Below are 13,949 nucleotides of genomic sequence, written 5' to 3'. Positions count from 1 at the left end.
GCTGTCACTGATCGCGGGCAGCTGATCTGCGCTTTGTATTCGCCAGCTTTTTGACCGTTTCCGCCAGGCGGCAAATTCCTTGGTCAATATCCTCGTCCTTTGTGTTCGACACATTGATCTTCAGGAGATTTTCTTTTGGATAGGCAGTCAAATAATGCTTGTCGATCGGCTCGATTACGACGCCGTCCTTTTTCAGAAGGGAAATGACTCTCGGGACGGAAATGCTCCGATCCAACGCAACATGGGTATGAATCATCGGCTGGCTGGCATCGCAGATAGCGGAAATGTCGCTCAATGGCCCGAAATGATGTTTGATCGACGCTGCCAATACGTTCGACCTCCTGGCGTAGGACGCGCGAATTTTGTGCCGGTGCCGCTCAAACATCCCGCTTTTGATGTAGATCTCAAGCGCTGCTTGGGACAGCATCGAGGTATCGATGTCCAGTAATCGCTTGTACCGCTGAAAGACATCGACCAACTGGTCCGGGACAACGGCGACTCCCACCCGCAGGCCGGGCAGAAGGATTTTCGAATAGCTTTTCAAATAAATGACGCGGGCGGACCTGTCGTAGGCAAACAAAGGGTCCGCCTTGCTGTCTTGTTCAAAATCGGCCATGTGGTCGTCTTCTACGACAAACACGTCGTATTTCTCGGCCAATTCGATGATGGCGAGCTTTTCCCGTTTTGTATAAGACGTACCCAAGGGAGAGTGGAATCTCGGCATCGCATAGAAAAATTTGACGTCCCCTCCGCGAAAAATTCTCTCCAGCTCCTCCAGGTCCAGTCCTTTTGCGGTTCGCCCTACACCTACGACCGGGATGTTGTGCGTCTCAAGGTATTCAATCAACAAGTGATAGCCGGGCTGCTCGAGGACGACCTTTGACTTTCGGTTGGGAAAAGGCATCCCAGCGAGAACGGCCAAGGCTTGTTGAACGCCCGAGGTAATAAAGATATGTTTCGGGCTGGCAAAAACCTGATAATCGGCAAATTGCTTTTGGACAACCTGGATCAGGGTCTCCAGCCCTTGCGGTGTCCCGTACACGAACAAGTCGCTGCTGTAAGTGTCGATGGCCTTGTTGATGCAGTGCTGAAAATCGAGATAGGGAAAGACGCTGCGATCCGGAGCGGAAGTAGCGAAGTCGATGACGCCAGTACCTTCCTTGGGTGAGGCAAGCGCCCCCTTCACTACATAGTAGCCGCTTTTCGGGACCGAATAGATGACGTGGCGCCTCTCCAGTTCATTCAGAGCGCGGATAACTGTACTTTGGCTGCATCCATACCTGTCTGCAAGGACCCTGATGGAGGGAAGCTTATTTCCATCTGTCCATTGGCGGCTTTCGATTTTTGATTCCAGCTCGCTTAGCAACTGCAAATATTTGTGCATCATCTCACTCCAGAACAAATCTGTACCGATACAGATTTGTTTTTTTTGAATTGTAGCACACGTGCCTGCCATTTACGATAGAGCCATGACCGGTCATGAAATCACAGTTACGCCATGCATGAGGAGGCAATCATATGACACAAAAGACAATTCAAAAAGCGTATCTGGCGGCGGTGTTGAACGCTCTTATCGTCGGATTGTCGTTTTTGTTCGTGAAGGTGGCGCTTGCGATCAGCGATCCGCTGGATACGTTGGCTCACCGGTTTACCCTGTCGTTTCTGGCGGCTTCGATTCCCGTTCTGCTGGGCTGGGTCAGGCTGCGGACCACGCTGCGGGACATCGTTTCATTTTTGCCTGTGGCACTGTTCTATCCCGTCATCTTCTTTGCTCTGCAGGCGTTTGGCCTGGTCTATACGTCGTCATCGGAGGCAGGGATTATTCAGGCTACCGTACCGATCTTCACCATGATCCTGGCCGCTTATTTCCTAAAGGAGTATACGAATGGGATGCAAAAGGTGTTTACGTTGTTGTCCGTAGCGGGAGTGGTTTACATCTTCACCTCCAAAGGGGTCGACCCGCAATCCGCCAATCTGACGGGAACCGTTTTGGTGTTTTTGTCCGCTCTTTCCTTGTCCGCTTATGGCGTGATGGCCCGCAAGGTTGTGAAGAAACACCACTACATGGATGTCACGTATGCAATGACCGTGTTCGGCTTCCTGTTTTTCAACGGCATGTCCGTTGTCAGCCATATCTCGGCGGGGACGCTCGCCGCTTTCTTTCAGCCTTTGGCGAATCCGTCCTTTCTGGTCAGCGTCCTGTACCTGGGCGTGCTGTCGTCGCTCGTTACCTCCTTTTTGTCCAATTATGCCTTGTCGCATATCGAAGCCTCCAAGATGAGTGTATGCAATCAAATATCGACGCTGGTAACGATAATTGCGGGTGTGATCTGGTTAAACGAGAGAGTGGAGATTTTCCATGTCGTTGGCGGCGCTTTGATCCTCATCGGGGTTGTCGGGGCGAATGTGTTCTCGTCCGGCAGAAAGAGTGCGCTTTCAGGTGATAAAGCTTTGGACCAATGAATGGTTTGGGTTCATACCATCCGACCCTTGTGAAGGAGCTCATCATTTTTTGGTTGATTTATAAACTAAATGATTGAAATAGTATAGTAAGTTGCCTATACTGTATGTATAGCAAAGTTTGATCCAGGCTGTTTTCTGTTTGCATAGAAGGCGCATTCCTCTCTGGTACGTCCACTTGTCTCCCAGAAGGGCCTTTTCATGGGGAAAACAGCCGTCTTCTTTTTCTGCATCACCTATTCCATCGGCAGCCTTTTGCCGAAAGGGGCGCTAGCGCATGAAACTAACAGTTACACAGTCGGCACTTGCCTGGTTCGAGGAGGAGTGCGGCTTTCAATCGGGGGACTACGTTCGTTTTTTTGCCCGCTATGGCGGCAGCAGCACGATTCAGGACTCCTTTTCCATGGGATTCACCAAAGAAGAGCCGGACAATATCGGTCTCTCCACTGAAGTGAACGGCATTACCTTTTACATCGTAGAGGATGAAATCTGGTATCTGGACGGCAAGGACATGCTGGTGGATTACCGGAAGGACCGGGATGAGATTGTATACTTGTACGCTTGATTCGCTATTGGCTTTTTTGTTTAAAAGCGATGAGTGGAATTTTTTGTTTCGTCGATGATCGGATACGCTGGAAGATTTGACGGGATTTGACGGGATTTGACGGGATTTGACGGGGAGAGTTTAGTGAAGGCGCATAAAAGCGCCTTCACTTTAAATAGCAGTACGGATATAATTGTTAGAAATATCGGACATTTTGAGCGCTGAAAACGAGGAAAGGTATCAGAAGCTGCCAAAGGCAAGGCAGTTTAGCTGGAGTAGACATCTGGAGCAATGTAATGACAGTAAAGGAGTTACTACATAAGTAAAAGTGAGGAAAAATCGTGAAGCGCAATCTTAAACTGCTTTGGTTTCCAGATGCTTCGTCTATTTTCGGCACATCGGTCTATACGCTTGCACTGACACTGCTGTCCCTGCAATACAGCGACAGTGCACTGGGAGCGGGAGCGGTGCTGTTTGTCTCCGTAGATTCCTTATTTTTTTCTCGGAATCATAGGCGGTGTCATTGTCGATCGAGTAGACCGCAAAGCGATCATGCTGTTTTGCGGTTGGACACGGGGATTGCTTACCTTGTCCATTCCCATTGCTCATGCTGCCGATGTGTTGACATTGGAGCACATCATGATCGTCAGCTTTGTCATGACCTGCCTGCGGGCCTTTTTCTTTCCGGCCATTCAAGCGAGCATCCCGTTGCTGGCTGTTGACAAAAAGGATTTAAACATTTCTATCGGCGTTGATCCAAGGCTTTGGAAATACGATATCCGGCACGACATTGACGACTGTTCTGCAGTTGAGGACCCCCAACGAAATGTTGGGAAAGGTGATGGCCCTCCGCTCCAGCGTCGGCAATGTGTCTGATGCCTTTGCCTGCCTGTTGATTGGCGGTCTTTTGTCCGCATTCTCACTGCCTCTCGCTTTTACGGCAGTGACCGTGTATGTGTTTGGGACAACGGCAATGTTTTACGGCCTGCGGTTGCGGCATGCAAGGCAGCAAACCCGAATGGAGACAACGGGACAATCTGTTGGAAAGTAAGGCGGGAGCTGACTTGCGGTATCTGAGCATCAATAAGAGAGGAGAATGATCTGATGCGAATTTTGCTCATATCGGGAAGTGTAGCGGAGCCTGCGCATACAACGGCTTTGATTGAGGAGATCGCCGCACGGCTGCGGGAAAAAGGCTGTGAAGCGAATGTCTGGGATTTGCGGGTACGTCCGCTGCCTATCGCCGATCCGAAATATCACTATGAACCGGAAAAGCACCCCGATGAAACCGCTCGCGAGCTGATCCGGCTGGCCGGGCAAGCAGATGCATTTGTACTCGGGTCGCCCAATTACCACAATTCGTATTCGGGTGTCCTGAAAAATGCGTTGGATATTCTCAATATGGATATGTTCCGGGACAAACCGGTGGGGCTCGTAGGCAATGGGGGCGGCATCCGCAGTACGCAGCCGATCGATCATCTGCGCATTGTCGTGAGGGGACTGTTGGGCGTGGCGATCCCCATGCAGGTGGCGTCTTGCAAAAGCGATTTTATACTTGAGAATGGACGGTACGCCGTTACAGCCGAGGATTTGAAGCAAAGGCTGGACGCATTTGCTGCCCAGTTGGTTGCGTACACCGAAAAGCTGAGATAGGAAGATGTAAAAGGATAAAGCCCGGGGCGCCGCTCCGGGTTTTATCATTCATGGACGCATCAAGAGCACATCCGCCACTGAGAATTCTAATCATTCTCATTGACTGTATGTAAATGAATGGGTATAATACTCAATGTAATCAGATGATAATGAATATCATTATTGGATGCCGGAAGTACATATTCTTGTGCTTCATAGGCATTTTGACTGAGAATCTTACCTGACCACAAAGGAAAGAGCCAATGAAAATCGGATATTTGTTTCTTGCACTGCTTCTATTCTCATTCGGGTCTGTCTTTATCGGTGTAAAGGACATTTCCCCGCTGGATGTATTCCAGCTGACAGACGACCAGGTCGAAATACTGCTCGTGAGCAGGCTTCCCCGTCTGATCAGCATTATTATTGCAGGCGTCAGCATGAGTATTTGCGGTCTGATCATGCAGCAGCTAAGCCGGAATAAATTTGTTTCTCCCACGACAGCAGGGACGCTAGATTCCGCCAGATTGGGGATTCTCGTATCGCTGATGCTGTTTACCACGGCAAGTCCGTTGGTCAAGATGCTGATTTCTTTCGTCTTTGCCTTGCTGGGCACTTTTGTGTTCATGAGAATCCTGGAGAAGATCAAGTACAAGGATACGATCTTCATCCCGCTCGTCGGACTGATGTTCGGGAACATCATCAGCTCCTTCGCTACCTTTATCGCGTATAAGTACGACCTGATCCAGAACATGTCGGCATGGCTGCAGGGCGATTTTTCCATGATCATGAAAGGGCGCTACGAGCTGATGTACATCAGCATTCCGCTGCTTGTTATCGCATACCTGTACGCCAACAAATTTACGATAGCCGGGATGGGCGAGGACTTTTCCAAGAATTTGGGCCTGAATTACAGGCGGGTGGTCAACATTGGATTGGTGATTGTTGCCCTGGTCACCGCGTCCGTCGTGTTGACTGTGGGGATGATTCCGTTTCTGGGCCTGATCATCCCGAACATCGTTTCGATCTATCGTGGCGACAACCTGAAAAACAGCCTTTCTCATACCGCTTTATTGGGAGCCGTATTCGTACTCTTCTGCGACATCCTTGGCCGGGTCATCATCTACCCATACGAAATTTCCATCAGCCTGACCGTCGGGGTGCTCGGAAGTGGTATCTTTGCTTATTTACTGATGAGGAGAAAGGCATATGGCATATAAAAAGAAAATGGTCTGGTTGGCAGCGGCGGCCCTCGTTTTGATCGCCATTTTTATGACAATCAAAGCAGGGGGCAACTGGGATTACATCCTTCCCCGGCGGAGCTTGAAGGTACTGGCGATTATTCTGACGGGAACAGCCATCGCCTACTCGACACTGGTGTTTCAGACGATTACGAACAACCGAATCCTGACACCGAGCATCATGGGCCTGGATTCGCTTTATATGCTGATCCAAACCTTCGTCATTTACGTATTCGGCTCCAAGTCGCTCACCATGGTAGACAACAATTTGAACTTTCTGTTGTGCGTGGGCCTGATGGTTCTGTTCTCGGCTGTTTTGTACAAGATCCTGTTTAAACGGGATCAGCAAAATATTTACTATCTGCTGCTGATCGGCATCATCTTCGGGACATTGTTCCAGAGCATGGCGACGTTCATGCAGGTGCTGGTCGATCCGAACGAGTTTCAGGTCATCCAGGACAAGAGTTTCGCCAGCTTCAACAACATCAACAACAATCTGATCGGCATCGCCGGTATCCTGATGGTGCTTGTATTCGCTTATTTTTGGCGGTTCAATAAATACCTCAATGTCCTGTCATTGGGGAGAGATCAAGCCATAAACCTGGGGGTTGATTACGACTATGTAGTCAAAAGGCTGCTGGTCGCCGTAGCGATTCTGATCTCGATCTCGACTGCTTTGGTCGGGCCGATCACCTTCCTGGGACTGCTTGTGGTCAACGTCACGTACGAATTCATGAGAACCTACAACCACAAGTATTTGATTCTCGGTTCCATCTTCATCAGCGTGATTGCACTCGTCGGAGGGCAGCTCATCATAGAGAGGGTGTTTACCTTCTCGACAACCCTTAGCGTCATCATCAACTTTGTCGGCGGCGTGTATTTTATCTATCTACTATTGAAGGAGAATAAATCATGGTAGAGGTAAGAAGCGTGTCCAAAAAATACGGACAGAAAAAAGTAGTGGAAAACGTCTCTGTAAAAATCCCCAAAGGGAAAATCACCTCCTTTATCGGTCCAAACGGGGCAGGCAAAAGCACATTGCTGTCGATGATCAGCCGCTTGATCGCCATGGACGAAGGGGATATCTACATTGACGGTCAGGAAGTCGGCAAGTGCAAAAGCAACGACCTGGCCAAAAAGATTTCCATTCTGAAGCAGTCCAATCACATCAATCTGCGGCTGACGGTCCGCGAACTGGTTTCCTTTGGACGCTTCCCCTATTCGCAGGGACGGCTGACAGAGGAGGATTGGAAGCATGTCGACGAAGCGATCCGCTATATGGAGCTTCATGACATGCAGGACAAATATTTGGACCAGCTCAGCGGGGGACAGAAGCAGCGCGCCTATATCGCGATGGTCATTGCTCAGGACACCGAATACATCCTGCTGGATGAGCCGCTCAACAATCTCGACATGAAGCATTCCGTACAGATCATGAAGATTGTCCGCAGACTGGTGGATGAGCTGGGGAAAACAGTGGTGATCGTCATCCATGACATCAATTTCGCCTCCTGTTACTCCGACTACATCGTGGCGCTCAAGGACGGAAAGATCGTCCGGGAGGGAACGATCGAGGAGATTATCACGTCTCCCGTGTTGAAAGAGGTCTATGACATGGACATTCCGATCCAGCACATCGATGACAATAAAATCTGTATTTACTTCTCTTGATGAAAATCTATTGTGTCAGGCATCATTTCGATGGTGTCTGAAAAAGAGAAATCCCGTTTTTAAATGGGCTGGCAGCAAGCCAGACTCTTTTCCAGACAATCATCGATGCAATATAAAAAATCCCTTTTAGAGGTGACGACATGAAGAAGGTAGCAGTATATCTCATGATTGCCGTACTGGCAGTCTTTGCAGTAGCATGCGGTTCGGGCGGTTCCAGCACGACCGGCAGCACTAATAGCACGGCAGAGCAGCCGCAAGCGCAGGGAGCGCAAGGAACGCCGGCAACGGAAGCGCAAGGCGAAGAGCTGACGATCAAACACCAGCTGGGCGAAACCAAAGTGAAGAAAAACCCGAAAAAAGTTGTTGTCTTTGACTTCGGTACGCTGGATACGCTGGATAAGCTGGGCGTTGAAGTAGCGGCGCTGCCAAAAACAAGCATTCCTACTTACCTCGAAAAATACAAGGATGACAAGTATGTGAATGTAGGAAGCCTGAAAGAGCCTGATTTTGAGAAAATCAACGAAGTGAAGCCTGACCTGATCATCATCTCTGGCCGCCAACAGGCTATGTATGAAGAATTCAAAGCGATCGCACCAACGATCTACCAGGGCGTGGACACCTCCCGCTATATGGAGTCCTTTACCGAGAACGCAAAAACGATTGGCCAAATTTTTGGCAAAGAAGCAGCCGTTGAAGAAGAACTGGCGAAAATCAATGAATCGATCAAAAAACTGAACGCAGAAGCAACAGCCAGCGGCAAAAACGCGCTGATCATTCTGGCCAACGACGGCAAAGTAAGCGCGTATGGAGCAGGCTCCCGTTTCGGCATTATTCACGACGTGTTTGGCTTTACACCGGCAGATAAGAACATCGAGGTATCCACTCACGGTCAAAGCATCTCTTTTGAATACATCGTGGAGAAAGACCCGGACTTCTTGTTCGTCATCGACCGCACCGCTGCAGTTGGGGGAGAATCCTCCGCGAAGGGTGTAGTTGAAAACGAACTGGTGAAGAAAACGAAAGCCTTTAAAGAAGGGCACATCGTTTATCTCAAACCGGACTTCTGGTATCTGTCCGGCGGCGGACTCGTCTCCGTCGACGCAATGGTAAAAGAAGTAGAGGGCGCTTTGAAATAATAGCGTCAGGCTATGAGTACTGATAGTAGAGGCGCTATGCCTTTGGCGCAATACAAAAGAATAGTGGGAAAAACAGCGGGGCCTTCTTTATGAAGGCCCTTTCTCAGTGAGTTACAAGCCGACAGAAATCCTGTATAATGCCCATAAGGAGGGGAACAGCGGAATGGAAAAGCTCCTGTTGGAAATCGCGGAAGGCATGAAGCGGATGGGAGAAAGGTTCGATCAGTTGGAGGGACGATTCGACCAGTTGGAGGGACGATTCGACCAGTTGGAGGGACGATTCGACCAGTTGGAGGGACGATTCGACCAGTTGGAAGGGCGGTTCGACCGGCTTGAGGAGAAGGTAGATCGACAAGAGGAACGTTTTGATCGGCTGGAGGCAAAGGTGGACCAGTTGGAAGGGCGGTTCGAGCGACTTGAGGAGAAAGTAGATCGACAAGAAGAACGTTTTGATCGGCTAGAGGCAAAGGTAGACCATTTGGAGGAACGTTTTGACCGACTGGATACAAAGGTAGACGAAATAAAAGTCGCGCTTCACTCCCAGCACATCGCCAATATTAATAGCGATAATTTGGTACTGTCCGAGATTCGCGACATGAAAGAGAAAGTACGGTATGTAAACCGAAGGGTTGCAGACGTGGAACTGGATATGATCGGAAAGCATGCGAAGGACCCGAACTGACGTGGTCTTTTTTTTTTGTCTCTTGAGGTACGAGAACGAAAGTGTTTCCGTTAAAGGCGTCCGATGGCTGTTGGTTGGGGAAAGTGGCTTATCGCTCATCCTCGGCCTGTAGCGGATTCAAGGCTGCAGCATCAAACGGCTGATTGCTTTTATTACAACTGCTTTTTCATTCCTTGATAGGATTCCCCATAGGCTCTTCTATGTCTTCCACATGGTTTTTCGGCCTGATTCTAACAGATAGGAAATAGACGTCCTCGCTTTCTGTATCGAATACATGTATTACATAGCGCAAAGTTCCATACCGATAAGAAGGAATATCCGTTTTTATCTGTTCGATGGGAACATTGTATTTGTTATGAATGTAGGCAATGGCTTGTTGTCGTACTTTGACTCTGTCTGGTATGGTCCCAAAGAATTCAGAACAGCCTGCCACAAAAAGGATGACGAAGCCAATTGTTACAATAAACCATAGGATTCGCTTTATCATGAGCGACACCTCCCTGTTTTTTAGGGGGACGAGACGTGCCTCAGAATAGGGTTCCGATCATTTCTATGGGACTACATCGGCAATGGAAAGCATCATTCCCAAAATAACGGAGAACGGGAACGATGCTTTTTAGCATGAACGAATGGAACAAGCCAGCAGGTTTATGGTGCCTTCATGGATAATTGTATATCAATTCCACATGAAAAAAGAGAACCGGATCTTAATGCGGTGAACAGAAATAACGATAACCTCGCCAACAGGAAAGGAGCACTTCATAACATGTCAAAAGCCGACAACATGCTTTCCATCTTGTGGCTCTTGAAAACAGGGAGACGGATGACGGCCAAGAAGCTGGCAGAGACGCTGGAGATTCATATCCGGACCGTCTACCGCTACATCGATGCCTTGTGCGCGAGCGGCGTGCCGATCATCGCCGATTCCGGTCACAATGGCGGATATACCCTGCCCGATCACTTCATCGAGGCTCCTTTGTTTTTCGACCTGGACGAGCAGAAGGCGCTGATTCATGCAGCCATTTTTGCGAAAGAGGCCGGTTATCCTTTTGGCGAGGCGTTGGACAGTGCCGTGTCCAAGCTGAAGAGGTACACCAATCAGGAGCAGTTGCATCATATTCAGCGGAATGAACGCGGTTTCGATGTGATTAACCCGCCACCGAATCCTGCGATAGAGTCAGTTTTGCAAGAGCTGCAGCGAGCGGTAGCGGATGGGTATACGCTGTCCATGGCCTATCAAAAGGGCCGTGATCCGTCTCCGCAGGTCCGCGATGTCGATCCATACGGGCTGGTTTACTGGAAGAACAAGTGGTACGTCGTCGGCTATTGCCATCTGCGATGCGAGATCCGCAGCTTTCGCGTAGACAGAATTCATCACGTATCCCGGACTGATGCTTTGTTCCAACCACCCGACGATTTTTCCGCAAGGCAGTTTTTCATGCAAAACTTGCTGCCCGATGCGGAGAGGAAAAAGCTCATTGCCGTTCGGATCAAGGGAAAACCCCATGCCATACGCGACCTTTGCGAACATTGGCTGTTCGGACACGCTCTGGTGGAGCGGTCGGAGGGTGAGGCCCGCTTTCAACTGGATGAAGAATCGATCTCGGGTTACGTACCGTACTTTCTGCTGCCGTACGGTGGAGCGATTCAAGTGCTGGAGCCGAAGCTGCTTCGGGAAAGAATGGTGAGTGTCACGAAGGCATTGCTTGTGCATTACGAAACGTATTCATCTTGACTGACTGTATTTGTCAGTGAATCTCGGTTATGCTGTGGACATGAAAAGGTTAGGCGAATGGAGGCGTATCTGAAATGAAGCACCACGCAGTACAATTGTACGAATACACATATGGGCCAATGAGAGGATTTTTCAACAACTGAAGGAATTGCCCGAAGAAGCCTGCCGTCAAGAGATTCAGAGCATTTTTTCTTCTGTTTACAGTGCACTGGTTCATATCTATACGGCAGATCATATTTGGCTGTACGCGATGGCTGGCGAAAGCTTTGAGAAGATAAGAGAGGCGATCGGGGGCATCACCGAGGAGACGAATGGCAAAAGCGCAGAGGAACTCCAGCAGCTGTTCCGCACTGCCTCCGAGAGGTACAAGGAGTTTTTGGCGGGTTTGCCAGATCTGGACGCGACGACTCAATACCGCCATCCTACTTACGGGGTGCTGGAGGCCAGGTATTCTGATATCGTGCAGCACGTCGTCAACCATGGCACATACCATCGCGGGAATATTGCGGCGATGCTCAGACAGCAGGGGTACGCAGGCGTGCCGACGGATTACGTGTTTTATTTGTATGAGCTTTCTCAGCAAGCACAAGCATAAGAACAGAAAAACGGACTTTGCCCAAGTCCGTTTTTTTGTTCAAAAAACGCTCTTAATGATAGGCGGCAGGAGTAAACTGGACCGGCAGCTCCTTTACGCCGTAAACAAAAGTGCTGGGGATCGCCTCCAGCTTCGTTCCCTCGGGCAGCCTCATGTCGTGGAAATGAGCGAGGATGAGCGGCAGGGCGATCAATGCCTCCAGTCTGGCGAGCGGGGCGCCCAGGCAAAAATGGATGCCCTGTCCGAAAGCGAGATGGGCATTGGGCGTGCGGTCGACGATAAAACGGTCGGCGTCCGGGAATTTTTCCTCATCCCGGTTGGCGGAACCGATCCAGGTCACGACGAGGTCGCCCTTTTTCACCTGCTTCCCGCCGATTTCCACATCCTTTGTCGCATAGCGGTTCATCGCCAGAATGGGCGAGTAGTAGCGCAGAACCTCTTCGATCGCCCCCTTCATCAGCTCCGGCTGCTGCCTCAGCTTTTCCTGGAGACTCGGCTCTTCCATAAAGATGCGAACAGCATTCGTAATCAGGTTGGTCGTCGTCTCGTTGCCGGCACCCAAAAGCAGAATGCAGAACTCCATGATTTCCTCGTCCGTCAGTTTCTCCCCGTCTACTTCTGCTTGCACCAGCTTGGTGATCAAATCATCCTCGGGCTGTTTTCTCCGCTCCAGCGTTACTTTCATGAAATAATCGTCAAGCTCGCGGCGTACCTTTTCTTTATCAGCGAGAAATTTTTGGATGGCTGCTTCGGAGTCGTCCTCGACCGACTCGGCGATTCGATCCGACCAGTCCTTGAACAGCTGGCGATCTGCCGCAGGAACGCCGAGAAGCTCGGCGATCACGATGACAGGCAGCGGGATCGAAATGCTTTGGAGCAGATCGATCTCGGTTTTCCCTTCTGTTTGTGCGATCAGCTCACCCATGATCTCTGTAATGCGTGGCTCCAGTTCAGCGATTGAACGGGGTGTAAACGCTTTGCTCACGATATTTCTCATCTGATGGTGCTTCGGTGGGTCCATCCCCAAAATACTTCCCAACAAAACAGGGCCCTGCTGCGGCCTCACCGATGAAAAGGCAGCGGGGTCCTTGAGAACGGCCAGAATATCGTCGTAGCGGAAGAGGTCCCAGGAGTTTCGCTTGGCATCAAAGGAAACAGGGAATTCCTTCCGCATTTTTTGAAACCAGGCAAAAGGCTGCAACCGCTCTTCCGGGGACTTCAATCCTTCCACCGGTATGACAAAACCAGAGACTTTTGATTGGGAGGACAGGTCCATAAGTAATCTCCTTGGGCTAGTTTTTTGCTTATTTTCCCGTTTTCCTCCAGTTCTTATGTACAGGTATTCCCATTGAATCCATCAGGATATGCGACAATGCTTAGAAAAAACACCCAATTTTTTTCATAAAAAATGGTGTTTTTTTCTTACTTTTTGCAACCAATCTTTGGGTTTTTCGGTCTATAGAGGAAATGTATTGAAACGATGGCAATGTCATAGCAGGAGGAACTCATATGTTTGCGAAAGTGGGCTGGCGTATTTTCTTTATTTTAGTGAGTGCAGGAGCTATCGCATATTCCGTGTACGAATATTTGGATTCGTTGCGCCAAACGACGGTGGTCATTGTCGCGGCCAAGGAAATTCCGGCACACACGCTCATTACCGAAGACATGGTAAAGCCCGTCGAGGTAGCGGCTGACTCGGCACGATTGCTGATTACCAAGCCCGTTACCGTCAAGGAAGATGTCGTAGGCGGCATCACCCTGCAAAAAATCGAAGCGGGCAAACCGATGGAACTGGACCCCAAAGCGCTCATCTTTCCTGAACAGCGAAGCATGTATTTGCGCAAGGACGGCAGCGTGGATATGACCTACTTCATTCCAAAAGAAAAGCGCTTGATAGCCGTCGCGCTGCCACCGGCTTCCGTGGTGGACAACAGACTGAGCAAAGGGGATTGGGTCGACGTGATCTACACCTCCAAATCAGACTCGAAAGCGATAGGAGAATCTGTTTCCCACATGATTCTGCAGCAGGTCGAGGTGTTTGACATCGAGCGTGTGAATGTGAAGGGCGAAGGAAGGGAGAGCGTCATGCAGCACGTCACGCTTCTCGTTTCTCCGCAGGAAGCCGTCAAACTCTCGCTCGCCAAGCACAAGGGTGATATCGATCTGATCCTGAACCCTTGGAACGGAGACCGGGAGAGGGTTGCTCCGGTAACAGATTCGCTGCTGCTGAAATAAGGATCGCAAAAGAAGGTGAAA

Annotated in this window: 15 protein-coding genes; 12 read left to right on the top strand and 3 right to left on the bottom strand. The window is 49.8% G+C overall.

Translation table 11 applies throughout. The features are described 5' to 3' along the window. Positions 1–4 precede the first annotated feature (4 nt). On the bottom strand, positions 5–1,384 hold the full coding sequence (locus V5G20_RS25995; protein ID WP_338462772.1) for a PLP-dependent aminotransferase family protein: 1,380 nt from the start codon (positions 1,382–1,384) through the stop codon (positions 5–7). A gap of 134 nt (positions 1,385–1,518) precedes the next feature. Between V5G20_RS25995 and V5G20_RS25990 the strand changes: the two genes are divergently transcribed. The 9 genes from V5G20_RS25990 to V5G20_RS25950 all read left to right on the top strand — a co-directional run bounded on the left by V5G20_RS25990 (position 1,519) and on the right by V5G20_RS25950 (position 9,363). Further along, entirely contained in the window at positions 1,519–2,463 is a 945-nt protein-coding gene (locus V5G20_RS25990; protein WP_338462770.1) for a DMT family transporter, read from the top strand. A gap of 274 nt (positions 2,464–2,737) precedes the next feature. Continuing rightward, positions 2,738–3,025 (top strand): HesB/YadR/YfhF family protein, encoded by a 288-nt coding sequence (locus V5G20_RS25985; RefSeq protein ID WP_003392817.1) that lies wholly within the window; start codon positions 2,738–2,740, stop codon positions 3,023–3,025. Positions 3,026–3,490: 465 nt separating this feature from the next. Continuing rightward, positions 3,491–3,880 carry an MFS transporter gene (locus tag V5G20_RS25980; RefSeq protein ID WP_122958029.1) on the top strand — a complete coding sequence of 130 codons (390 nt, stop codon included), beginning with the start codon at positions 3,491–3,493 and terminating at the stop codon, positions 3,878–3,880. Positions 3,881–4,108: 228 nt separating this feature from the next. Continuing rightward, entirely contained in the window at positions 4,109–4,657 is a 549-nt protein-coding gene (locus V5G20_RS25975) for an NADPH-dependent FMN reductase (RefSeq protein WP_003392811.1), read from the top strand. Between the two features lie 242 nt (positions 4,658–4,899). Further along, positions 4,900–5,853, top strand: coding sequence for an ABC transporter permease (locus tag V5G20_RS25970; RefSeq protein ID WP_003392809.1), 954 nt, complete (start codon positions 4,900–4,902; stop codon positions 5,851–5,853). Continuing rightward, positions 5,843–6,793, top strand: a complete 951-nt coding sequence (locus tag V5G20_RS25965; protein ID WP_338462766.1) for an iron chelate uptake ABC transporter family permease subunit — start codon at positions 5,843–5,845, stop codon at positions 6,791–6,793. Before V5G20_RS25970 ends, V5G20_RS25965 begins: the two co-directional genes overlap by 11 nt. After that, positions 6,787–7,545, top strand: a complete 759-nt coding sequence (locus V5G20_RS25960; protein WP_003392803.1) for an ABC transporter ATP-binding protein — start codon at positions 6,787–6,789, stop codon at positions 7,543–7,545. The genes V5G20_RS25965 and V5G20_RS25960 overlap by 7 nt, the downstream gene beginning before the upstream one ends. A 140-nt stretch (positions 7,546–7,685) precedes the next feature. Then, positions 7,686–8,681, top strand: coding sequence for a siderophore ABC transporter substrate-binding protein (locus V5G20_RS25955; protein ID WP_024984291.1), 996 nt, complete (start codon positions 7,686–7,688; stop codon positions 8,679–8,681). Positions 8,682–8,844: 163 nt separating this feature from the next. Next, positions 8,845–9,363 carry a hypothetical protein gene (locus V5G20_RS25950; RefSeq protein WP_338462763.1) on the top strand — a complete coding sequence of 173 codons (519 nt, stop codon included), beginning with the start codon at positions 8,845–8,847 and terminating at the stop codon, positions 9,361–9,363. A 166-nt stretch (positions 9,364–9,529) separates the two neighbouring features. On the opposite strand, the gene V5G20_RS25945 is transcribed toward V5G20_RS25950, so the two are convergent. Next, positions 9,530–9,850: a hypothetical protein gene (locus V5G20_RS25945; RefSeq protein WP_024984293.1), complete on the bottom strand. Its 321-nt coding sequence runs from the start codon at positions 9,848–9,850 to the stop codon at positions 9,530–9,532. Between the two features lie 279 nt (positions 9,851–10,129). On the opposite strand from V5G20_RS25945, the gene V5G20_RS25940 reads away from it, so the two are divergent. Together V5G20_RS25940 and V5G20_RS25935 are read left to right on the top strand one after the other, a co-directional pair. Further along, complete coding sequence (locus V5G20_RS25940) at positions 10,130–11,098, top strand: helix-turn-helix transcriptional regulator (RefSeq protein WP_024984294.1); 969 nt, start codon at positions 10,130–10,132, stop codon at positions 11,096–11,098. 148 nt (positions 11,099–11,246) lie between these two features. After that, entirely contained in the window at positions 11,247–11,693 is a 447-nt protein-coding gene (locus V5G20_RS25935) for a DinB family protein (RefSeq protein WP_264484527.1), read from the top strand. A 52-nt stretch (positions 11,694–11,745) separates the two neighbouring features. Here V5G20_RS25935 and V5G20_RS25930 read toward each other — a convergent pair whose 3' ends face one another. Beyond that, on the bottom strand, positions 11,746–12,969 hold the full coding sequence (locus V5G20_RS25930) for a cytochrome P450 (protein WP_122958031.1): 1,224 nt from the start codon (positions 12,967–12,969) through the stop codon (positions 11,746–11,748). A 233-nt stretch (positions 12,970–13,202) separates the two neighbouring features. Between V5G20_RS25930 and cpaB the strand changes: the two genes are divergently transcribed. Beyond that, positions 13,203–13,928 (top strand): Flp pilus assembly protein CpaB, encoded by a 726-nt coding sequence (gene cpaB / locus V5G20_RS25925; protein ID WP_122958032.1) that lies wholly within the window; start codon positions 13,203–13,205, stop codon positions 13,926–13,928. Positions 13,929–13,949 lie beyond the last annotated feature (21 nt).

Origin of the sequence: Brevibacillus borstelensis (assembly GCF_036700025.1) — a bacterium.
Lineage (GTDB): Bacteria > Bacillota > Bacilli > Brevibacillales > Brevibacillaceae > Brevibacillus > Brevibacillus borstelensis.
Note: the sequence above shows the minus strand (reverse complement) of the source record. Positions and strands in the feature narration are given on the sequence as shown.

Coding starts and splice junctions, on each gene's coding strand:
- V5G20_RS25985 (WP_003392817.1), top strand. CDS start 2,738: ATGAAACTAACAGTTACACAGTCGGCACTTGCCTGGTTCGAGGAGGAG.
- V5G20_RS25970 (WP_003392809.1), top strand. CDS start 4,900: ATGAAAATCGGATATTTGTTTCTTGCACTGCTTCTATTCTCATTCGGG.
- V5G20_RS25945 (WP_024984293.1), bottom strand. CDS start 9,850: ATGATAAAGCGAATCCTATGGTTTATTGTAACAATTGGCTTCGTCATC.
- cpaB (WP_122958032.1), top strand. CDS start 13,203: ATGTTTGCGAAAGTGGGCTGGCGTATTTTCTTTATTTTAGTGAGTGCA.
- V5G20_RS25955 (WP_024984291.1), top strand. CDS start 7,686: ATGAAGAAGGTAGCAGTATATCTCATGATTGCCGTACTGGCAGTCTTT.
- V5G20_RS25965 (WP_338462766.1), top strand. CDS start 5,843: ATGGCATATAAAAAGAAAATGGTCTGGTTGGCAGCGGCGGCCCTCGTT.
- V5G20_RS25950 (WP_338462763.1), top strand. CDS start 8,845: ATGGAAAAGCTCCTGTTGGAAATCGCGGAAGGCATGAAGCGGATGGGA.
- V5G20_RS25975 (WP_003392811.1), top strand. CDS start 4,109: ATGCGAATTTTGCTCATATCGGGAAGTGTAGCGGAGCCTGCGCATACA.
- V5G20_RS25995 (WP_338462772.1), bottom strand. CDS start 1,384: ATGCACAAATATTTGCAGTTGCTAAGCGAGCTGGAATCAAAAATCGAA.
- V5G20_RS25990 (WP_338462770.1), top strand. CDS start 1,519: ATGACACAAAAGACAATTCAAAAAGCGTATCTGGCGGCGGTGTTGAAC.
- V5G20_RS25960 (WP_003392803.1), top strand. CDS start 6,787: ATGGTAGAGGTAAGAAGCGTGTCCAAAAAATACGGACAGAAAAAAGTA.
- V5G20_RS25930 (WP_122958031.1), bottom strand. CDS start 12,969: ATGGACCTGTCCTCCCAATCAAAAGTCTCTGGTTTTGTCATACCGGTG.
- V5G20_RS25940 (WP_024984294.1), top strand. CDS start 10,130: ATGTCAAAAGCCGACAACATGCTTTCCATCTTGTGGCTCTTGAAAACA.